Source organism: Pseudomonas sp. G3-39, from assembly GCF_054790485.1.
The window spans coordinates 1,309,235-1,329,465 of record NZ_CP186497.1; the positions used below are offsets into that span (position 1 = coordinate 1,309,235).

The window sequence follows — 20,231 nt, forward strand, 5'->3', positions numbered from 1 at the left end:
GGCAGTCAGTCAGGGCGCGCCTTACTGAGGCGAAACTTCAGTTTTCGGTTTGCCGAAGTGCCACTCGTAAACCACAAATTTGAAGTCCTTCAGGTCACCCTTGGCGTCGAAGCTCAGGTCGCCGGTAGGGGTCTTGAAGGTGCCGGCGTGGATGGCTTCGGCCACTTTGGCAGGGTCTTCGGATTTGGCTGCGGTGATACCGCCGGCAATCACTTCAACCGCCGAGTAGGAAGGGAACACGAACGGGCCGCTCGGGTCTTCTTTCTTCGCCTTGAAGGCATCAGCCAGGGCAACGTTGGCCGGATCCTGGTCGAAGGATTTCGGCAGGGTCACCAGCAGGCCTTCGGAGGCGTCCTTGGCGATCTGCGAAATGGAGTCGTTACCCACGCCTTCCGGACCCATGAACTTGGCTTTCAGGCCTTTTTCCTGGGATTGACGCAGGATCAGACCCAGCTCCGGGTGGTAGCCGCCGTAGTAGACGAAGTCGACGTTGGCTTGCTTGAGCTTGGCGATCATCGAGGAGAAGTCCTTGTCGCCGGCGTTGACGCCTTCGAACACGGCGACTTTCACGCCTTTCTTCTCCAGGGTCGCTTTGACTGCGGTGGCGATGCCTTCACCGTATTGCTGCTTGTCGTGCAGTACGGCGACGATTTTCGGCTTCACGTGGTCGGCGATGTAGTTACCGGCGGCAGGGCCCTGGGCGCTGTCCAGACCGATGGTGCGGAAGACCATTTTGTAACCACGGGCGGTGATGTCCGGGCTGGTGGCAGCCGGGGTGATCATCACGACGCCTTCGTCTTCGTAGATGTCCGAAGCAGGCTGAGTGGAGCTGGAGCACAGGTGACCGACCACGAACTTGACGCCGTCGTTGACGACCTTGTTCGCCACCGCTACCGCTTGTTTCGGATCGCACGCGTCATCGTATTCAACGGCTTCGAGTTTCTTGCCGTCGACGCCGCCCTTGGCGTTGATCTGCTCGATGGCCATTTTCGCGCCACTGAACTGCATGTCGCCGTATTGGGCTACAGGACCGGTTTTAGGGCCGGCGATACCGATCTTGATGGTGTCAGCGGCGAACGAATGGCTGGCAACCCCGGCCAGAACCATAGCGGCAAACAGTTTGGAAATCTGCTTAGTAGCCTTAGTCATAGTGCTCCACTCTTACTGTTGTAATTTTTTTGAGTTCTGGCGCCGTAGCAGCAGAACCGGGTCAGATATCTTTGCGATACCCTCCGGAAATGCCCCCGGCAACTGTACCGGTACAGTGTAGAGCGCCGGTTGTTGGCCTGGGAAGCAGGCGCCGAGGGACAAAACTTGGGGGTGTCGCATTTTTGAATGAAAAAGACAGAATTGCGGCGGGGCTTTCGCGGGCATATATCCCAAACACCAGCATTCCTTGGCGTTCCTGCTCTTTTCGTTCGGTGAAGCCATTTGCAACCGGGTTTTTCTGCCGGACCACCGACGTTATCATTCGCGTCGATTTCTTTTCCGGACAGTCCCATGAATCAAGAACCTAGCACCCTCTATGCCAAGCTGCTTGGTGAAACCGCATCTATTACCTGGAAAGAGCTGGAGCCGTTCTTCGCCAAGGGTGCCCTATTGTGGGTCGACCCGGCTCTGGATTTGATCGCCGCCGCCGAGGCCGTGGCTTCGGATGATGGTGCGAAAGTCGCCGCCTGGCTGGCCGAAGACAAGGTCGCCAAGCTGTCTGAAACGCGGGCGCTGGATATTTTCGAGCGTGATCCGCAGCTATGGGCGGTGGTGGTAAGTCCGTGGATTCTGATCCAGGAAAGGGCGGTCATCTGAGACTGAGCACCTTTATGGTGCGCCTGACCAGCAGCGAAAAGTGTGTAGCCGAGTAGCGTGATGGCACGGTGCCGTAGAGAAAGGCCACAAGCGTGGGTGGCATAACGGTGACGTAAACGTAACGGGAACAGTTTATTGAGCAGCCTGAGGGCTGCTTAATTGTTTCTGGATTATGGAATGAGTGAAATCTTCAGAGAATTTGCCGGCCCCATCGCTGGCAAGCCAGCTCCCACAGGCTTTGTGGTGTTCACAAATAGTTGTGTTCACGCAGACCCTGTGGGAGCTGGCTTGCCAGCGATTGGGGCGACTCGGTCTGACATTAGACCGAGTAAGTCTTGCCCGTATGGTTATTCAGGGAAATAACCTTGGTCTTGCCGATCCGGTGACGGTAGATCTCGCGCAGGTACTTGATCGACTTCTTCACGCAATCGCGCGACAGGCGAATGTCGTTGATCGAGACGAACTTGTCCTTGTCGTTGATCAGCTCGCGGTACTTCTTCTCGTACATCGGCTTGATCGCGTACCAGTTGGTGTCGAGGATCTTCGCCGGGTTCTCGAACTCGTTGAGCAGATCGTCGATGCGGTCTTCGTCGAAGTCTTCATTGATGATGAAGTCGAGGATCGAGTTGTCCAGAGTCTCGTCGAAACGGTACGGGGTCTTGGCGAAGCAGCGCTTGATGAACGCCACGATCAACGTCAGGAAGTCGTCCGACAGGCACGGGCTCTTGGCGATCAGGGTGGTCAGCGACAGGTTGGCCGAGGCACCGATCACCAGCGCATAGCGCTTGAGCGTGGTGTTGGGGAACAGGCTGTTGAGGTGGGTCTTCAACCGGTTCAGGTCCATGTACGACAGCTTGTAGTCTTTGGGCAACGAGACGATCGACACCACCGACGAGCAGTTCTTGAAGAAGTGCAGGTCGTGCAGCGCGGCGGCGTCGTAGCCGGAATTCTTGTACTGCTCCAGCGAGGCGCGATAGCGCTTGGATTCGATCGGCAGCAGGCTGATGCCTTCGATGGCCTGGGTGACTTTATTGAAGTGCGGCAGGTCGATCGAACGGAAGAACAGGTCGTCGATGTTCAGACGCTGCGGCTCTTTGTCGAACACCTTGAACTTGTCGCTGCTCGGCGGCGGGGTTTCCGGCACCACCGATTCGGCGTAGGCAATCGCCACCGGGCCGGCCAGACTCATGAACAGGTCGTTGGCATCCAGGCGAATGGTTTCGCCGATGTCGATGCCGGCGCGGCGGAAGTAGTTCTGGTCGTAGTCGGTGGTCACCGCCTGCGCCGTCAGAATGTTGAAGATCTGCTGCGAGATGTACTGGTTGGCGTGCTTTTCCATCGCATTGACATCAATGTTCTGGATGTTGCCGTCATCGCTCTCTTCGGCGTAACGCATGATGTCGTTGGAGATCAGCATCATCGCGTTCCATGGGCGGATACGGCCCATGACGCTGGCTTCGCTGCTGTCTTCATTGGCGAAGTTGTAGGAGAAATCCCATTCCTCCGACAGGTATTTGCACAGCAGGCGTCCGGCGTTGATGTGCAGCGCCTCGGACATTTCACTGCGGTGATCGGAAATGTTCGGCAGCACGCAGATGCCGCTGGTGAAGATCGGCTCGAACACGAACGAATGTCCGCTCTTGCCGTCGTGTTCGTCCATCGGCTTGGTGTCGAACGTCTTGTTCATGTACGAGTGCTGCTGGGCCAGGCCGAATTCCGAGGCCATGCCCGAACCGGTACCGCCGCCGGCACTGAAGATCGAGAAGTACAGGCGCGACTGGTTGGCCTTGATGCCGCAGCTGTCGATCAGGTACGAGTGGATCATTTTCCAGTCAGGGCTGGAGAAGCGCTGGGTGTCCTTGTTGAGGATGATCTTCGCCAGATACTGGCCGAGGATCGGCGCGTTACCGGCGCCACCGGCGTGGACTTCGGACAAGTCCATGATCTTCATTTTGCTGTAATCGCGCAGGAAGCCGCTTTTCTCGCCCTTGCGCGAGAAACGGATGCGCCCGGCGATGTCCTTGTCGAGGTCGCCCAGCATCACCAGCGGTTCGACGAGGAACACCGGTTTGCTCGACTTGTTCGGGCCGATGCGCAGGTTGTTTTTGATCCACTGCGCCGGGCTGTAGCCCTTGTCGGCCAGACGGCGGTCAGCAGCGCGGTCTTCGTTGTTGAATTCGTTGAGGTAGAACTTGCGCGCGTTGTACACCAGCTCCGCGACATCGAGGGCGATGTTCGAGCCGCAGCGACCGAGGCCGATCAGGCACACCGACGGAAACTCCTGATCGTTGTGCTGTTCGTTGTCGCCTTCCAGGTGCGGTGGACGCGGGAACACCAGATCACGCAGGCCATCGAGGTTGTCGAGGATGCGGTCGGTGTTGGTTTCGGTGTAGTACAGATATTGCTGAGTGCCCAGCGGGCGCGAGGGAGGCAATGGCTTCGATGATGACGGGCTGTTTGCGGCAGGGCTCAGGGGCAGATCGGATACCGCAGTGGCGGGATTGTTTTTAGAAGTCATTGTGCGCCATATACCTGGACTGGTTGGTCCGCTGACCAGTGTCAGCGAGCCTCACGGAATAAGATCTCGCGTCTTTTATTGCGCGAATTTGGCCCGGGCGTCAGGGGCTTGGCCTGATCGTCGCACGGGGGAATCCTTTCCTGATCGCTCATGAATCGGCCATTATTCAGTGATCTTTAATCAAAAAGAGGCGAAATGATGTCAACGCTCCCTTCGTTGGGTTTTGCCGGAATCGGCCTGATGGGCCTGCCGATGTGCCGCCGTTTGCTGGCTGCCGGCTACCCGTTGACCGTGTGGAATCGCAACCCGGCCAAGTGCGCGCCACTGGTCGAAGCCGGCGCCCGGCAGGTGGCAAGCCCCGCTGAACTGTGCGAACACGCGGACGTGGTGATGCTCTGTCTGGCCGACACGGCGGTGGTGCGCGAGGTGGTGTTTGGCGCCGGGGGTGTCGCTGAAGGTGCGAAAAGCGGCCAGTTGCTGGTGGACTTTTCCAGCCTCGAACCGACCGCTACCCGCGAGATGGCAACCGAGTTGGCCGACAAGACCGGGATGAGCTGGCTCGACTCACCGGTGTCCGGCGGCGTGGTGGGTGCCGAGGCCGGCAGTCTGGCGATCATGGTCGGCGGCGCGGTGGCGGATCTGGAGCGGGTGCACCCGGTGCTGCTCAACCTTGGTCAACGGGTCACGCACATGGGTGGCATCGGCGCCGGGCAGGTCACCAAGGCTTGCAACCAGATGATCGTCGCCTGTAATGCGCTGGTGATCGCCGAAGTAGTGGCGCTGGCCGAACAGGCCGGAGTCGATGCGAGCCTGATTGCCGAAGCGCTGGCCGGTGGTTTTGCCGATTCGAAACCGTTGCAGATCCTCGCCCCGCAAATGGCCGAGAGCCGTTTTGAACCGGTGAAATGGCACGTGCGCACGCTGCTCAAGGACCTCGATACCGCAGTGAAATTCTCCCGCGAACAAGGCTCGGCCACGCCGATCAGCGGATTGGCCGCACAATTGATGCGCCTGCATGGGGCGCAGGGCTTTTTGCAGAAGGATCCAGCGACACTGGTACAAATGTACCGCGCGCCAGACTCAACGGATTGACTGCATGCGAGTGTTTGCGCTGATTGATTTCTTCCAGCACCGGGCGTAACTCGTCCAGCGGCACCGGGCGGCTGAGCAGGTAGCCCTGAATGAAATCGCAGCCTGAGCGCTCGAGGAATTCGTACTGTTCCAGGCTCTCCACGCCTTCGGTCACCACCTGCAAATGCAGGGTGTGGGCCATGACGATGATCGCCTGGACGATCTCCATGTCGGCGGTCGCCGTGGGAATGTCGAGGATGAACGAACGGTCGATTTTCAGCGTATTGAGCGGCAGGCGCTTGAGGTAGGCCAGCGACGAATAGCCAGTGCCGAAGTCGTCGATCGACAGCGACACCCCGAGGGCGCGGATCTGCCGCAGCAGCACCAGGGTGTTGGCGATGTTGCCCATCAGCGCGTTTTCGGTGACTTCCAGTTCCAGCCGTTCCGGCGCAACGCCAGCGCTGCGCAGTGCGCTTTCGATCTCATCGGCCAGCTCTTCCCGGGCAAGGTTGAGCGGCGAGCAGTTCCAGGCGATTTTCAGGTCGTTGCAGCCATGCCGCGTCAGTTCGCCAAGGTCAGTGCAGGCCCGGCGCAACACCCAGTTATCCAGTTCGGCGATCAGGCCATTGGTTTCGGCAATCGCGATGAAGCGATCCGGGGCCAGCAAGCCATGCACCGGATGCTGCCAGCGGATCAGCGCTTCGAGTTTGGTCACTCGACCGGTTTTCAGTTCGAAGATCGGTTGGTAATACAGCGTCAGCCCGTTTTCTTCGCGCAGGGCCTGGCGCAGTTCTTCTTCCAGTTGCAGTTCGAGGCTGGCGCGGGTCTTCATTTTGGCACTGAAAAAATGCAGGCCGTTACGCCCGGCGCCCTTGGATTGATACAGCGCCAGATCCGCGTGCTTGAGCAGTTCTTCGCAGGTGGTGCCGTCGTCGGGGAACAGGCTGATGCCGATGCTGGTGGTCATCACCATACGGCGGCCGGCCAGTTCGATCGGCTCCTTCATTTTCAGCATGATCCGTTGCGCCATGTTGCGCGCTTCCTCACGTTCACGCAGGCTGATCAGGATGCAGAACTCGTCACCGCCGAAGCGGGCGACCACGTCTTCATGGCTGCGCACCGAGCCTTTGATGTGATTGGCGATGACTTTGAGCAGGGCGTCGCCGGCGTCATGGCCGAGGCTGTCGTTGATTCGCTTGAAGTGGTCGATGTCGAGAAACATCACCGCGAGCATGCCGCCCTCGCTGGTTTTCTGGTTGAGTTTCTCGGCGAAAAGCTGGTTGAAACCGCGGCGGTTGATCAGGTTGGTCAGCGCGTCGTAATTGGCCACTTGCTGCAATGACATCCGCGCCTGATCGAGCTGGCCGAGCAGGGCGTTGACCCGGCGCAGATCGTGTTCCTTGCTTTGCAGTTTCTTGTCGGCCAGTGCCGCGCTGATCGCGCTGCCGAGAATCAGCAGGATGATCAATGCGACGGTCAGGCCCAGTTGCAGGTAATTGGTTTCGCCGCTCAGGGTCGGTGCTGCCCCCTCGGGCACCACCAGATTCAACGCGGCCATGCCGGTGAAGTGCATGCTGATGATGCCGGCGCCGAGGATCACTGCGGCGGTGTATTTGAGCAACTGATGAAAACGGCCGCTGCCTTCACGCAGATAACCGGCGACCCACAGCGCGGCGAAGCTGGCGCCGATGGCAATCACGATCGACAGGCAGAACAGCAGCGGCTGGTAATACGCAGTGGCCACCGAGTGCATCGCCGCCATGCCGACGTAATGCATGCCGGCGATGCCCAGGCCAATGACGATGGCGGTTTTCAGGTATTGCATCAGCGAGGGTTGAGGCACGCTCAGGGTGTGCATCGCCAGCCATGAGGCGAGCAGGGCGATCACCAGGGAAAACAGAGTGGTGGCCAGTTCGTAATGGATTTCCAGCGGCGCCTGGAATGCCAGCATGGCGATGAAGTGCATGGCCCAGATGCCGCCAGCCAGGCAGGTGGCGCCGATCCAGCGCCAGACCCGTTGCGAACCCGGATCTTCGGCGTGGCCAACCCGCTCGGCCATGTCGAGGGTGGCAAAACTCGCGGCGCAGGCGACCAGATAGGCCACCAGCACCAGCAAGGGATTGTGTGTGCAATCGAGAATGACCTGCCCGCTCTGCGGCAGCTCGGTAACAAACTGCAAACCAAGCCACTCCATAGCATCCCCGTCTCTGAAGTCGTCCCTGCTGCGTCAGCAACGCAGGCGAATGAGAGGAGTATAGAGGCGGTTTTTGCCATGCAAGCGGTAGTGGCACATTGGCGCCAACCATTTCGGCATGAGCCTTATAGCGATTGGCGCTAAACCATCAGGCGCTTTGGTCGTAAGGGATCTGATTCCATTCCGGTTCGAGCGGCGGCAAGCCGAAGCGGGCGCGCGCCTTGTCGCAATCGACATTCTGTTCGCCGTATTCCCAGGAAGCATCGAATTCGCGGCAGGGACTGGAGCGTTGCTCGTAAATCGAGCACTGCACGTTACTGCCCACTTCACCGATCAACGCCGTACACCGCGGCGATTTGCAGTCGGTGCCGTTCATCGCTACCCGACTGGGACTGATCTGCGTCACCAGTTCATCGGGCACCGTACCGCCGGAGGAGGCGCATTCACCCCAGAAAAAAGACACGCGAAAATGGGAACAGCAGGCACCGCAATTCAGACACGGACTGACTTCGGACATGGGGAGGGTATCAAAGGGGTTGATCGGCGAATCCGGACGGATCCGGCGGCTATTCTAGGCTTCGCCATGAACTTGGGAAGGGGGGCGCGAAAGTATTTTTTTGTAGCCGGGTTTTGCCGCGAAACCCCCGGTTTATGGGGGATTTCAGTGTTATCAAGGGCTTACGTTTCGTTACAGTGCCATGGCCCGTTATCAGGCTGACGAATGATCACAGACAGCCCCGGCAGGCCTGTCTAGATTGCAGGTTCCGGGCTCGGATGCGTCGGCAGTGAAGCCCACATAACAATAAAGAGACGGACCCATGCAGAACTCGACCCAAGCGGCGAATGCCTGGCGCATTCTGTTCCTGTTGTTCCTTGCCAACCTGTTCAATTTCTTCGACCGCACCATTCCGGCGATCATCATCGAGCCGATCCGCATGGAATGGCACCTCAGCGATTTTCAACTGGGAATCGTCGGCACCGCGTTCACCCTGGTTTATGCGATCGCCGGCCTGCCGCTGGGGCGCATGGCCGATACCGGTTCGCGCAGCAAATTGATGGGCTGGGGCCTGGCGACCTGGAGCGCGCTGACTGCGGTCAACGGGCTGGTCGGCAGTTTCTGGAGTTTTCTGCTGGTGCGCATGGGCATCGGCATTGGCGAGGCCAGTTACGCGCCGGCCGCCAACTCGTTGATCGGTGACCTGTTCCCGGCGCACCGTCGGGCGCGGGCCACGGGTATTTTCATGCTCGGCTTGCCGTTGGGCCTGCTGCTGGCGTTCTTCACCATCGGCGCGATGGTCAAGGCCTTCGACAGCTGGCGCGCGCCGTTCTTTATCGCGGCGGTGCCGGGGCTGATCCTCGCGGTGTTCATGTTCTTCATCAAGGAACCCAAACGCGGCGCGGCGGAAACCGTGCAGGTGTCCCAAGAGAGAGTCGACAAGCCTATCCGCCGGGTGCTGGCGGTGCCGACATTCCTGTGGCTGGTGATGGCCGGTTTGTGCTTCAACTTCGCCACCTATGCCTGCAACTCGTTTCTGGTGCCGATGCTGCAGCGCTACTTCCTGATGCCGTTGCAGGAGGCGGCGGTGGCGACCGGCGTGATCGTCGGCGTCACCGGGTTGATCGGTCTGACCCTCGGCGGCTGGATCGCTGACAAGATTCATCAACGAGTCGCCAACGGCCGGCTGCTGTTTGCCGGCTTCAGCCTGATCATCTCGACCCTGTGCACCGCGTGGGCGCTGCACGCCGGACGGGTCGAGATCGGCGTGTTCGTCGCGGTGTTCAGTGTCGGCTGGCTGTTTGCCTATAACTTCTACACCTGCGTGTACACGGCGATTCAGGACGTGGTCGAACCACGCCTGCGGGCCACGGCGATGGCGCTGTTCTTTGCCGGGCTGTACCTGCTCGGCGGCGGCTTGGGGCCAGTGGTGGTGGGGGCCTTGTCCGACCATTTCGCCAAATCGGCGATGCTCTCGGCGGGGGCCGAGCAGATGACTGAGGCGTTCAAGGCTGTGGGGCTGCATGACGCGATGTACCTGATTCCGGTGGCGCTGTTCTTCACCATGGTGTTTCTGTTTCTGGCGGCGCGGTGTTTTGTGCGCGATGCGCAGCGGATGAGGGAGGGGTTGGTGGCTGTGGTTGAGCCTGATGTTTCTGTGGCGACTGCATAACCGCCTTCGCGAGCAGGCTCGCTCCCACATTGGATCTCCAGCGTGAACACAATCCCTGTGGGAGCGAGCCTGCTCGCGAAAGGGCCAGTAGCATCACCGGATAAATAACAGACAAACAAAAAGGCCCGCATCACTGCGGGCCTTGTTGTTTTCAACGCTGGAGCAGGGCGGCTTAACCCGCCACCAACACCCGTATCGCTTCCAGACGCAATGCCGCTTTATCCAGCATCGCCAGACCCAGTTCACGCTGCTTGCGCAACGCATCCAGTTCGCTGTCGCGTACAGTCGGGTTGACCGCTTGCAACGCGGTCAGGCGCGCCAGTTCTTCGTCGGTGTCCGCCGCGAGACGACGACGGGCCTCGGCCACGCGCTCGGCGTGACGCGGGGTGATCTTGTCTTCACCGGCGTTGATCCGTGGCGTCAGCTGATCGCGCTGGGCCTGGATGAACTTGTTGGCGCTGGCGCGTGGCACGCTTTCCAGTTGATCGTTCAAGGTTTCGAACGAGACGCGGGCCGACAGATCGTTGCCGTTGGCGTCGAACAGGCAGCGCAGGGCGGCCGGTGGCAGGTAGCGGCCCAGTTGCAGTGAGCGCGGTGCAACCACTTCGCTGACGTAGAGCAGTTCCAGCAACACCGTGCCCGGTTTCAGTGCCTTGTTCTTGATCAGTGCGACGGCGGTGTTGCCCATCGAGCCGGACAGCACCAGGTCCATGCCGCCCTGCACCATCGGGTGTTCCCAGGTGATGAACTGCATGTCTTCGCGCGACAGCGCCTGGTTGCGGTCGTAGGTGATGGTCACGCCTTCGTCATCGCCCAGCGGGAAGCTGGCGTCGAGCATCTTCTCGCTCGGCTTGAGGATCAGGGCGTTTTCCGAATGGTCTTCGCTGTCGATGCCGAACGCGTCGAACAGGGTTTCCATATAGATCGGCAGGGCGAACTGATCGTCTTGCTCAAGGATGTCCTCGACCAACTGATCGCCTTCGCCCGAACCGCCGGAGTTCAGCTCCAGCAGACGGTCGCGGCCGGTGTGCAGCTCGGCTTCCAGACGCTCGCGCTCGGTGCGCGCTTCGTCGATCAGCGCTTGCCACTCACCGTCGTCGGCTTCTTCAAGCAGCGGCAGCAGGCGCGGGCCGAACTGATGCTGCAAGGCGTTGCCGGTCGGGCAGGTGTTGAGGAACGCGTTCAGCGCTTCGTGGTACCACTGGAACAGGCGCTCTTGCGGGCTGGTTTCCAGGTACGGCACGTGCAGTTCGATGATGTGCTTCTGGCCGATCCGGTCGAGACGACCGATACGCTGCTCAAGCAGGTCCGGGTGCGACGGCAGATCGAACAGCACCAGGTGGTGAGCGAACTGGAAGTTGCGACCTTCACTGCCGATTTCCGAGCAGATCAGCACCTGCGCGCCGAACTCTTCGTCGGCAAAGTAGGCGGCGGCGCGGTCACGCTCAAGGATGTTCATGCCTTCATGGAACACCGTGGCCGGGATGCCGGAACGCACGCGCAGCGCGTCTTCCAGGTCCATCGCGGTTTCGGCGTGGGCGCAGATCACCAGCACTTTGGTGCGCTTGAGCATTTTCAGCTGATCAATCAGCCACTCGACGCGCGGGTCGAATTTCCACCAGCGCTCTTCTTCGCTGGCGTCCGGCTGGGCCTGGAAGCTGACTTCCGGGTACAGCTCGGCGTGATCACCCAGCGGCAGTTCGAGGTATTCGTCCGGGCATGGCAGCGGGTACGGGTGCAGTTTGCGCTCGGGGAAACCCTGCACCGCGGCGCGGGTGTTACGGAACAGCACGCGGCCGGTGCCGTGGCGGTCGAGCAGCTCGCGCACCAGACGCGCGCTGGCTTCGCTATCGCCATCGTTGACCGCGGTCAGCAAGGCTTCGCCTTCGTTGCCGAGGAAACCGTGGATGGTCTTGTGTGCTGCAGGCGACAGGCGCCCTTTGTCGAGCAGTTCCTGAACGGCTTCGGCCACCGGGCGATAGTTCTCGCTCTCGGCGCGGAACGCGGCCAGGTCATGGAAACGGTTCGGGTCGAGCAGGCGCAGACGGGCGAAGTGGCTGTCCTGACCGAGTTGTTCCGGGGTCGCGGTGAGCAGCAGCACGCCGGGAATCACTTCAGCCAATTGTTCGACCAGCGAGTACTCGGGGCTGGCCTTGTCTTCGTGCCACACCAGGTGGTGGGCTTCGTCGACCACCATCAGATCCCAGCCGGCGGCGAACAAGGCGTCCTGCGCCTTCTCGTCTTCGACCAGCCACTCCAGGGCAACCAATGCCAGCTGGGTGTCTTCGAACGGGTTGGTGGCATCGCTTTCGATGAAGCGTTCTTCGTCGAACAGCGCGACCTGCAGGTTGAAGCGGCGGCGCATTTCCACCAGCCACTGGTGCTGCAGGTTTTCCGGCACCAGGATCAGCACTCGGTTGGCGCGGCCCGAGAGCAGTTGGCGATGGATCACCAGACCGGCTTCGATGGTTTTACCCAGACCCACTTCGTCCGCCAGCAGAACCCGCGGCGCGATACGGTCGGCGACTTCACGGGCGATGTGCAGTTGGTGCGCGATCGGTTGCGCACGCACGCCGCCCAGGCCCCAGAGCGAAGACTGCAACTGGCGGCTGGTGTGTTCCAGGGTGTTGTAGCGCAGGGAGAACCACGACAGCGGGTCGATCTGCCCGGCGAACAGACGGTCGCTGGCCAGACGGAACTGAATGAAGTTCGACAGCTGGGTTTCCGGCAGGGTAACGGCTTCGTTCTGCCCGTTGAGACCGTGATAGACCATCAGCCCGTCGACGTCGTCGACTTCGCGCACGGTCATCTTCCAGCCTTCGAAGTGAGTAATGGTGTCACCCGGCGAGAACCGCACGCGGGTGAGGGGCGCATTCCGTAGCGCGTACTGGCGGGTTTCGCCAGTGGCCGGGTAAAGCACGGTCAACAAGCGGCCGTCCTGTGCCAGAACGGTGCCTAAACCAAGCTCTGCTTCGCTGTCACTGATCCAGCGTTGCCCCGGTTGATACTGCTGCGCCATGCTGCCTGACTCCCACCTTGAAAAAGCGGGCTATCTTAACGGAATGCAGGCCTCCAGACCAAAGGTTTACGAGTGTAGGAGCTGCCGAAGGCTGCGATCTTTCGATCTTCGGGAACGCTTGCGTTCTACGGTGTTCCATTAAAGATCGCAGCCTGCGGCAGCTCCTACAGGTGCCAAATGCGTCACAGATTTGCGACGGATGGCTCAAGGCGCCTTTGCCGCAGCCGATAGCCTGCTGACAGGAGACCCTTTATATGCTGCCACCGATGCTCCCCCTGAGCGCTGTGCCGATCACTTCCCAGCAGGATCCGATTCGCCAGCGGCCGGACATTCCTCCGGTGGTGCCGGTGCAGGAGAGCTCCAACGAAAGCACGATCGATCTGCAAAAGCGCGATCCGGAAGAGGATCGACTGCTGGCGCGCGAAGAACAGCGTCGCCAGCAGGAGCGTGATCGTCGCCGTCGCGAAGCCGACGAAGATCCGGAAGAACACCTCGCCGTGCCGGGCACCGAGCTGAATGCCGACAACACCGTGCCGGTGGTGCCGCTGATGGAAGATCAGCCGCGTCAGGGCTTGTGGGTCGATATCGAGATCTGAGTCTGCTTATTTACATCAATTGTTGTCGAGCGCTGGCGTCAGGCTGCATGATTGGCGCAGTCCTGCCTCTGATGCGGCAGTTGTGTTTTCTTCAAGTGATGCGCTGAACGTCATGAGCCAAGATGAAAAACTGATCGACCTCGGCACCGAGCGCGCCAAGCGTGTGCATGATCTCAACGAAAAGCGGCTGAACGAAGTGCGCAAGGCCTTCGAGCAAGCCATGCCGTTGGGAAAAGCCCAGAAAAAGCCGAAAAAGAAACCGAAAAAGCGTTGATCTTCCCCTGCATCCTTTGATGCAGGTCAGTTATTTTCCCGCCTTTGCCTTCTGTGTTGACCGGACTTGATCCTGGTCAATTTCTGCGCCTGCGCGATTGGTTAACTTAGCTCCATCGCAGCAAAGCAGGGGCCAGGAGGCCACAGTCATGTTTTTCGATAACGTGGTGTTTGCCGGGGTTCTGACCGTGGGGCTCATGGTTCTGTTTTTTGCAGGGTTTGGATTTTTTATCTGGAAGGATGCGAATAAGCGCAAGAAGTAGGTCTTTCCGGGTTTGATGAGCACGCAAGGCATTTTGGGGCGACTTCGGTTGCCCCTTTTTTTTGTGTCTTGGCGGCCTTTGGGCCGACCAGACTTTGGGTGTGCTTTGTGAATATCCGTTGCTGCGGTAACGGCGGCTTAGGGTTCCGCCCTTACGGCGGGTCACCTTTTCCAAACGCCGAAAAGGTAACCCAAAAGGCTTTACCCTGACGTTCGGCCCTCGCTTAGGCTCGGGTTCCTTCGCTGCGGGATTCATCCGGGGGGGCAGCGCCTACGGTTTGCTTCGCTGCACCTCCTCTCGCTGTGTTTGGCTGCGCCAAACGGTCGCTGCGCTCCCACCCCCGGACAAATCCCTCCACTCAGCCTGCCGACGGGCCCTCAGATCAAAAGCTTTACTCGAGCTAACGCTCATCGTGTTGAGTGGTGGAAAAGCGTGCGCTCGGCTTTTGCTTTTTTGTAGGAGCCAGCCTGCTGGCGATGGCGGCCTACGAGCCGACCGATCTCTGCTGAATGCACTCATCCAACTGTGGGAGCGAGCTTGCTCGCGAAGGCGGCCTGACAGCCGACCAAATCTCAAAACCGAATACACCCAATCCCCTGTAGGAACTGCCGAAGGCTGTGATCTTTTGATCTGCTTTGGCTTTGGCTTTGGCTTTGGCTCTTGATGTGGCTTTTGATCTTCAGCCCCTTCGGCAGGCCGAGCGAAGGTGTCCATCCGGGGGTTAGGCGCGCAGCGCCATGCGGCGAAGCCGCATACATCGAGAGGAGGTGCAGCGAAGCAAACCGGAGGCGATGCCCCCGGATGGACGCCGTAGCGAGGGAACACTGAGCCTCAGCGAAGTGCCGTACGCCGGGGGAAGCCTTTTTGGTTACTTTTTCGGCGTTTGGAAAAAGTGACCCGCCGTAAGGGCGGAACCATAGGAGGCCATTACCGCAGCAACGGATATGCTCACAAAACCAAACCCAAAAAAAAGGCGCGATCCTCACGAATCGCGCCTTTCTCATGTGCAGCGGTCTATCAGCTACCCAACGCTTTGGACGCCAACCAGAACAACCCAGCCGACAGCGCCACAGTCGCCGGCAGGGTCAGCACCCACGCCAGCAAGATGGTGCGAACAGTCCCACCCTGCAGGCCGCTCTTGTTGGCGACCATGGTGCCAGCCACGCCCGAGGACAGAACGTGAGTGGTCGATACCGGCAGACTGAAGATGTTGGCCATACCGATCAAGCTGGCGGTAGTGATCTGCGCTGACATGCCTTGAGAGTAGGTCATGCCCTGCTTGCCGATCTTCTCGCCGATGGTCAGTACCACGCGTTTCCAGCCGACCATGGTACCCAGGCCAAGGGCCAGGGCCACCGCCAGAATCACCCAGAACGGGGCGTATTCAGTGGTGGTGGTCAGGTCTTTGCGCAGTTTGTCCAGGTCAGCCTTCTCACGCGCTTCCAAGCCTGGCAGCTTGCCGACTTTCTTCGCGGTGTCGTCCAGGCACAGCAAGTAGCGACGGACTTCGATGCGGCTTTCCGAGGACAGCGAATGGTAGTCCGCTACACCTTTAAGGGTGCCAAGCAGGGCGTTGATGGTCGGTTCGGTCTGCTGCGGGTTGCAGCGGAATTTCTCCGGCAGGTCGCCTTCAACGCTTTTGCCCAGGGCCAGGAATTCGCCCAGGGAATCGGCATTGCGCTTGTAGAACTGGCTCAGGTGCAGGGTCGCGTCGCGGGTGCGCTCGATCTGGTAGGTGGTGCTGCTCAGGTCGAGGACGAACTGCGCAGGCACGATACCGATCAGTACCAGCATGATCAGGCCGATGCCTTTCTGGCCATCGTTGGAACCGTGCACGAAGCTCACGGCCATGGCCGAAATCACCAGAACCAGACGGTTCCAGAACGGCGGGTGCTTCTTGTCGTCGATCTTGCGGCGCTGTTCCGGGGTCTTGTGCATCTTCGACAGCGGGCGCCACCACTTCAGGCCGATCAGGATCAGCGCGGCAATCAGGAAGCCAGCCATTGGCGAAAACACCAGCGAGGCGCCGATGTCGATCGCTTTCTGCCAGTTCACGCCGTCGGCCAACGGGATGTTGTTGATCAGGGCGTTGGCCAGGCCGACACCGAGGATCGAGCCGATCAGGGTGTGGGAACTGGAGGCCGGGATACCGAAGTACCAGGTGCCCAGGTTCCAGGTGATCGCCGCGGCGAGCAACGAGAACACCATCGCCAGGCCATGGCCGGTATTCACATTGATCAGCAGTTCTACCGGCAGCAGGTGAACAATGGCATACGCCACGCCAACGCCGCCCAGCAACACGCCGAGGAAGTTGAACACACCGGAGAAGAACACCGCCAGGTGAGGCGGCATGGCTTTGGTGTAGATAACAGTGGCTACCGCGTTAGCGGTGTCATGAAATCCATTGATGAACTCGAAGGCGAGGACAAACGTCAGGGCGAGCAAGAGGCTCACAAGCACCCAAGCATCCAGTCCGCTGAATAAATCGATCATGAAGGTTTTCTGACCCGGTCATAAGGGGGCGCGATTATGCCAGAAAAGACTGGAAATCGATCCCCTACCTGCTCATCGGTAGCAATCAATGTCGAATTAAATTGTTGCAAGGTGCAAAGCCCTAGCGTGATGCAGGGTTTTTTAAGTCATTGATTAGCTTGTAAAAACCTTTGGGCAGCAAGCAATTTGTCGAGCGCGCGCGAGCCTCAAACGCCTGTGTGAAATATCTCTGAAACGAGTCAGACACGCTCCTTTCCCGTGCAGGCCGGGGGAGGTAGGCCGCTGCCCGCGGATAGCGGGCGCGCAAGGCATGGTCGGGTCACCGTGCTTTTAGCCGGTGGCGACGCAGACCCTCGAAAATCTCAGGATCGCCCGTTCAGGGCTCTTCGGTTTTGAGTTCTTCTTCCATCTTTTTCAGTTCTTGCTGGAAAACCTGATCCTGAACGGTGGGGCGTTTGCGCCATGCCTTGCGTTCCGGTTCGGGTTGCGCGGCGTAGGTGGTGACTTCCCCGCCGTAAACTTCCTTGTAACGTTGTTCCTGGCGCTCAAGTTCCGCGCGCAGTTCGTCTTTCGTCACAGTGCTACCTGTTTGAGTTGAGATAAATATCTGGTGAAACGCACGGCAACGAGTCGATTGAACACGTCCACCAAAGGGCCATGCCGGTTCAGGCATTGGCGTTATCGGCAAGGCGATCAAGACTTCCATGTTGCAGGCGGCTACGGCACCAGATTAAAACTGACGCAGCATCAGTTTCCTGTTTCAGCAAGCGCGCTGGCGGTGCATGAATAATGAGCGTCAGGCGCTGGCCGGGCTGACGGCAATAGGCATCGGGTCAGCGGGCGGCACCCTCGGCCAGTGAAAACGTGGCGCCACTGAGGTGCATTATAGCGGTCGATTCGGGAATGACTATCTTTGCCAAGTTAAAAACGGTTCGGGATGTGTGATCGTTTTGTTACTGACAAGTTTTATCGCTAGTTGAAATTCGCCGAAACCTTTTAAGCACTCGCGTTCAGTTTCTGGCGCCATTAAGTCGATCAACTAATGAGGCATGCGAAGTTGGATGAACAGGCAGGTGAATGAATGAAGAAGCCAAGAAGGACAGCGGCTGATGGATTGCGATAATCGGTCGGCGGTTCGATAATCGCCCAATCTTGGCGTCTCGACTCTTGTGCATCTGCTGGCGAGCCGCTTGTATAGCCATTGATTCGTGCCGGAAACAAGGACAAGAAATGAACGATCAAATGCGCAACTCCTTCACCTCCGTGGCGCCGCCGATCGTCGCTTCGCCGGCCAAACGCATCCAGGCGCTGACCGGCGATCCGGATTTCATGACCTCGCTGGCCCGTGGCCTGGCGGTGGTGCAGGCGTTTCAGGAGCGCAAGCGGCACCTGACCATCGCCCAGATCAGCCACCGCACGGAAATTCCCCGCGCTGCCGTGCGCCGTTGCCTGCACACACTGATCAAACTGGGTTACGCCACCACTGATGGCCGTACTTACTCGTTGCTGCCCAAAGTGCTGACTCTCGGGCACGCGTATCTGTCGTCGACGCCGCTGGCGGTGTCGGCCCAGCCGTACCTCGACCGCATGAGCGAGCAACTGCACGAAGCCTGCAACATGGCCACGCTCGAAGGTGACGACATTTTGTACATCGCCCGCTCGGCGACCACGCAACGGCTGATCTCGGTGGACCTGTCGGTGGGCGGGCGTCTGCCGGCCTATTGCACATCGATGGGCCGCATCCTGCTGGCGGCGCTGGACGACACCTCGCTGCGCGAATACCTCGACCATGCCGAACTGGTGGCCAAGACCAGCCGCACGCTGCACACCCCCGAAAGTCTGCTCGAATGCCTGCAGGAGGTACGGCAGCAGGGATGGTGCATCGTCGATCAGGAACTCGAACAAGGCCTGCGTTCGATTGCCGTGCCGGTTTACGATGCGTCGGGCCAGGTGGTGGCGGCGCTTAATGTCAGCACCCACGCCGGCCGCGTCAGCCGTACCGAACTGGAACAACGCTTCCTGCCGGGCCTGCTCAGTGCCAGCCGCGACCTCAGCGCGCAGTTGTTCGCCTGATGAAGCTGTTCGATAAACGCACAGTGTTGCGTTTATCGAATTGACGCTAAAAGCCCCGGATCATTAATGTCGCGGCAGCGTCATCCCGCGCTGAGCACAGGTCTCAGCCCGGACTGTCGACTCCCATAATAATGACAAGAGGCAATTCACCATGCGCATGCTCCCCGACTGTCTCAGCTCCATTCCCTGTTGCCGGATTCACCGCAACGCCTGATTTCGATCTTCTATTCTTGTGACCGTGCCGCTCTTTGGCCGGCCGCCGTTCGACTGCGTTTTTTGCGTGGAATAAAAATAATGAACCAGCCTCAGTCCGCTGTAGGTAACTGCCTCGACGTGCAGACCTTCATCAATGCCCAACCGATCTCGCGCTATCAGTGGCGGGTGGTGATCCTGTGTTTCCTGATTGTATTTCTCGATGGTCTCGACACCGCGGCGATGGGTTTTATCGCGCCGGCACTGTCCCAGGACTGGGGCATCGACCGCGCCAGCCTTGGCCCGGTAATGAGCGCCGCGTTGATCGGCATGGTCTTCGGCGCACTGGGTTCCGGCCCGCTGGCTGACCGCTTCGGACGCAAAGTGGTGCTGGTTGGCGCGGTGCTGCTGTTCGGCGCTTTCAGCCTGGCCTCGGCCTACAGCACCAACGTCGAACAATTGCTGGTGCTGCGCTTCCTCACCGGCCTCGGTCTGGGCGCCGGCATGCCCAACGCCACCACGCTGCTCTCGGAATACACCCCGGAGCGCAAGAAATCCTTGCTGGTGACCAGCATGTTCTGCGGCTTCAACCTTGGCATGGCCGGTGGCGGTTTCATTTCGGCGAAGCTCATCCCGGCGTTCGGCTGGCACAGCCTGCTGCTGATCGGCGGGATCCTGCCGCTGATCCTCGCGGTGGTGCTGCTGTTCTGGCTGCCGGAGTCGGCGCGTTTTCTGGTAGTGCGCAATCGCGGCACCGACAAAGTACGCAAGACCTTGTCGCCGATCGATCCGGTCACCGTCGCGCAGGCCTCGAGTTTCAGCGTGCCGGAACAGAAAACCGTCAAGGCGCGCAATGTGTTCGCGGTGATTTTCTCCGGCACCTACAGCGTCGGTACCTTGCTGCTGTGGCTGACCTACTTCATGGGCCTGGTCATCGTTTATCTGCTGACCAGTTGGCTGCCGACCCTGATGCGTGACAGCGGCGCGAGCATGGAGCAGGCGGCGTTCATTGGCGCGTTGTTCCAGTTTGGCGGGGTGTTGAGTGCGGTCGCTGTGGGTTGGGCGATGGATCGCTTCAATCCGCACAAGGTCATCGGCACTTTCTACCTGCTGGCCGGGGTGTTTGCCTACGCGGTAGGGCAGAGTCTGGGCAACATCACGTTGCTGGCGACCTTGGTGCTGGTGGCCGGGATGTGCGTCAACGGTGCGCAATCGGCGATGCCGTCGCTGGCGGCGCGGTTTTATCCGACTCAGGGGCGGGCGACCGGGGTCTCGTGGATGCTCGGGATTGGCCGGTTTGGCGCGATTCTCGGGGCGTGGATGGGCGCGACGTTGCTGGGCCTGGGCTGGAATTTCGAGCAGGTGCTGACGGCGCTGGTGATTCCGGCGGCGTTGGCGACGACGGCGGTGGTGATCAAAGGCATGGTCAGTCATGCGGATGCGACTTGAGTCGAGTCATTTTGATTTGCGTTGAATGTTCCGGTCTTTTCGCGAGCAGGCTCGCTCCCACATTTTGAAATGCATTCCAATGTGGGAGCGAGCCTGCTCGCGAATGAGGAGATAGT

Annotated in this window: 15 protein-coding genes; 8 read left to right on the forward strand and 7 right to left on the reverse strand. The window is 59.8% G+C overall.

Going from position 1 to position 20,231, the window contains the following annotated elements; translation table 11 throughout:
• Positions 1–21: 21 nt before the first annotated feature.
• Positions 22–1,149 (reverse strand): branched-chain amino acid ABC transporter substrate-binding protein, encoded by a 1,128-nt coding sequence (locus tag ACOYXG_RS05910; protein ID WP_098967574.1) that lies wholly within the window; start codon positions 1,147–1,149, stop codon positions 22–24.
• 351 nt (positions 1,150–1,500) lie between these two features.
• Here ACOYXG_RS05910 and ACOYXG_RS05915 point away from each other — a divergent pair, with 351 nt between their 5' ends.
• On the forward strand, positions 1,501–1,806 hold the full coding sequence (locus ACOYXG_RS05915) for a DUF2288 domain-containing protein (protein ID WP_460356442.1): 306 nt from the start codon (positions 1,501–1,503) through the stop codon (positions 1,804–1,806).
• Positions 1,807–2,125: 319 nt separating this feature from the next.
• Here the strand turns inward: ACOYXG_RS05915 and ACOYXG_RS05920 are convergent, their stop codons facing one another.
• Positions 2,126–4,324, reverse strand: a complete 2,199-nt coding sequence (locus ACOYXG_RS05920) for a hypothetical protein (protein WP_460356445.1) — start codon at positions 4,322–4,324, stop codon at positions 2,126–2,128.
• A gap of 195 nt (positions 4,325–4,519) precedes the next feature.
• On the opposite strand from ACOYXG_RS05920, the gene ACOYXG_RS05925 reads away from it, so the two are divergent.
• Positions 4,520–5,416 (forward strand): NAD(P)-dependent oxidoreductase, encoded by an 897-nt coding sequence (locus ACOYXG_RS05925; RefSeq protein ID WP_177408940.1) that lies wholly within the window; start codon positions 4,520–4,522, stop codon positions 5,414–5,416.
• Here the strand turns inward: ACOYXG_RS05925 and ACOYXG_RS05930 are convergent.
• Both ACOYXG_RS05930 and ACOYXG_RS05935 read right to left on the reverse strand, forming a co-directional pair.
• A complete protein-coding gene (locus tag ACOYXG_RS05930; protein WP_460356448.1) occupies positions 5,307–7,589 on the reverse strand; it encodes a putative bifunctional diguanylate cyclase/phosphodiesterase in 2,283 nt (760 codons plus the stop codon). The genes ACOYXG_RS05925 and ACOYXG_RS05930 overlap by 110 nt on opposite strands.
• 148 nt (positions 7,590–7,737) lie before the next feature.
• The gene (locus tag ACOYXG_RS05935) at positions 7,738–8,106 is read right to left on the reverse strand and encodes a YkgJ family cysteine cluster protein (RefSeq protein ID WP_098967577.1); all 369 of its coding nucleotides are present in this window, start codon (positions 8,104–8,106) and stop codon (positions 7,738–7,740) included.
• Between the two features lie 301 nt (positions 8,107–8,407).
• Here ACOYXG_RS05935 and ACOYXG_RS05940 point away from each other — a divergent pair, with 301 nt between their 5' ends.
• Positions 8,408–9,757: a spinster family MFS transporter gene (locus tag ACOYXG_RS05940; RefSeq protein ID WP_460356451.1), complete on the forward strand. Its 1,350-nt coding sequence runs from the start codon at positions 8,408–8,410 to the stop codon at positions 9,755–9,757.
• Positions 9,758–9,929: 172 nt separating this feature from the next.
• On the opposite strand, the gene rapA is transcribed toward ACOYXG_RS05940, so the two are convergent.
• Entirely contained in the window at positions 9,930–12,776 is a 2,847-nt protein-coding gene (gene rapA / locus ACOYXG_RS05945; protein ID WP_460356454.1) for an RNA polymerase-associated protein RapA, read from the reverse strand.
• 254 nt (positions 12,777–13,030) lie between these two features.
• Between rapA and ACOYXG_RS05950 the strand changes: the two genes are divergently transcribed.
• The 3 genes from ACOYXG_RS05950 (at position 13,031) to ccoM (ending at position 13,908) form a co-directional block, all read left to right on the forward strand.
• Complete coding sequence (locus ACOYXG_RS05950) at positions 13,031–13,372, forward strand: hypothetical protein (protein WP_003222394.1); 342 nt, start codon at positions 13,031–13,033, stop codon at positions 13,370–13,372.
• Between the two features lie 112 nt (positions 13,373–13,484).
• Complete coding sequence (locus tag ACOYXG_RS05955) at positions 13,485–13,646, forward strand: hypothetical protein (RefSeq protein WP_096797040.1); 162 nt, start codon at positions 13,485–13,487, stop codon at positions 13,644–13,646.
• A gap of 148 nt (positions 13,647–13,794) precedes the next feature.
• Positions 13,795–13,908 carry a cytochrome c oxidase subunit CcoM gene (ccoM, locus tag ACOYXG_RS05960; RefSeq protein ID WP_003222396.1) on the forward strand — a complete coding sequence of 38 codons (114 nt, stop codon included), beginning with the start codon at positions 13,795–13,797 and terminating at the stop codon, positions 13,906–13,908.
• Between the two features lie 1,017 nt (positions 13,909–14,925).
• On the opposite strand, the gene ACOYXG_RS05965 is transcribed toward ccoM, so the two are convergent.
• Together ACOYXG_RS05965 and ACOYXG_RS05970 are read right to left on the reverse strand one after the other, a co-directional pair.
• Complete coding sequence (locus ACOYXG_RS05965) at positions 14,926–16,401, reverse strand: inorganic phosphate transporter (protein WP_003222397.1); 1,476 nt, start codon at positions 16,399–16,401, stop codon at positions 14,926–14,928.
• A 376-nt stretch (positions 16,402–16,777) separates the two neighbouring features.
• Positions 16,778–16,978 carry a hypothetical protein gene (locus ACOYXG_RS05970; RefSeq protein WP_003222398.1) on the reverse strand — a complete coding sequence of 67 codons (201 nt, stop codon included), beginning with the start codon at positions 16,976–16,978 and terminating at the stop codon, positions 16,778–16,780.
• A gap of 653 nt (positions 16,979–17,631) precedes the next feature.
• Between ACOYXG_RS05970 and pcaR the strand changes: the two genes are divergently transcribed.
• A complete protein-coding gene (pcaR, locus tag ACOYXG_RS05975) occupies positions 17,632–18,474 on the forward strand; it encodes a pca regulon transcriptional regulator PcaR (RefSeq protein ID WP_007963153.1) in 843 nt (280 codons plus the stop codon).
• Between the two features lie 294 nt (positions 18,475–18,768).
• Positions 18,769–20,115, forward strand: a complete 1,347-nt coding sequence (locus tag ACOYXG_RS05980; protein WP_027614391.1) for a 4-hydroxybenzoate transporter PcaK — start codon at positions 18,769–18,771, stop codon at positions 20,113–20,115.
• Positions 20,116–20,231: the final 116 nt, after the last annotated feature.

Coding starts and splice junctions, on each gene's coding strand:
- ACOYXG_RS05925 (WP_177408940.1), top strand. CDS start 4,520: ATGATGTCAACGCTCCCTTCGTTGGGTTTTGCCGGAATCGGCCTGATG.
- ACOYXG_RS05910 (WP_098967574.1), bottom strand. CDS start 1,149: ATGACTAAGGCTACTAAGCAGATTTCCAAACTGTTTGCCGCTATGGTT.
- ACOYXG_RS05980 (WP_027614391.1), top strand. CDS start 18,769: ATGAACCAGCCTCAGTCCGCTGTAGGTAACTGCCTCGACGTGCAGACC.
- ACOYXG_RS05955 (WP_096797040.1), top strand. CDS start 13,485: ATGAGCCAAGATGAAAAACTGATCGACCTCGGCACCGAGCGCGCCAAG.
- ACOYXG_RS05930 (WP_460356448.1), bottom strand. CDS start 7,589: ATGGAGTGGCTTGGTTTGCAGTTTGTTACCGAGCTGCCGCAGAGCGGG.
- ACOYXG_RS05950 (WP_003222394.1), top strand. CDS start 13,031: ATGCTGCCACCGATGCTCCCCCTGAGCGCTGTGCCGATCACTTCCCAG.
- rapA (WP_460356454.1), bottom strand. CDS start 12,776: ATGGCGCAGCAGTATCAACCGGGGCAACGCTGGATCAGTGACAGCGAA.
- ACOYXG_RS05940 (WP_460356451.1), top strand. CDS start 8,408: ATGCAGAACTCGACCCAAGCGGCGAATGCCTGGCGCATTCTGTTCCTG.
- ACOYXG_RS05920 (WP_460356445.1), bottom strand. CDS start 4,324: ATGACTTCTAAAAACAATCCCGCCACTGCGGTATCCGATCTGCCCCTG.
- ACOYXG_RS05915 (WP_460356442.1), top strand. CDS start 1,501: ATGAATCAAGAACCTAGCACCCTCTATGCCAAGCTGCTTGGTGAAACC.
- ACOYXG_RS05965 (WP_003222397.1), bottom strand. CDS start 16,401: ATGATCGATTTATTCAGCGGACTGGATGCTTGGGTGCTTGTGAGCCTC.
- ccoM (WP_003222396.1), top strand. CDS start 13,795: ATGTTTTTCGATAACGTGGTGTTTGCCGGGGTTCTGACCGTGGGGCTC.
- pcaR (WP_007963153.1), top strand. CDS start 17,632: ATGAACGATCAAATGCGCAACTCCTTCACCTCCGTGGCGCCGCCGATC.
- ACOYXG_RS05935 (WP_098967577.1), bottom strand. CDS start 8,106: ATGTCCGAAGTCAGTCCGTGTCTGAATTGCGGTGCCTGCTGTTCCCAT.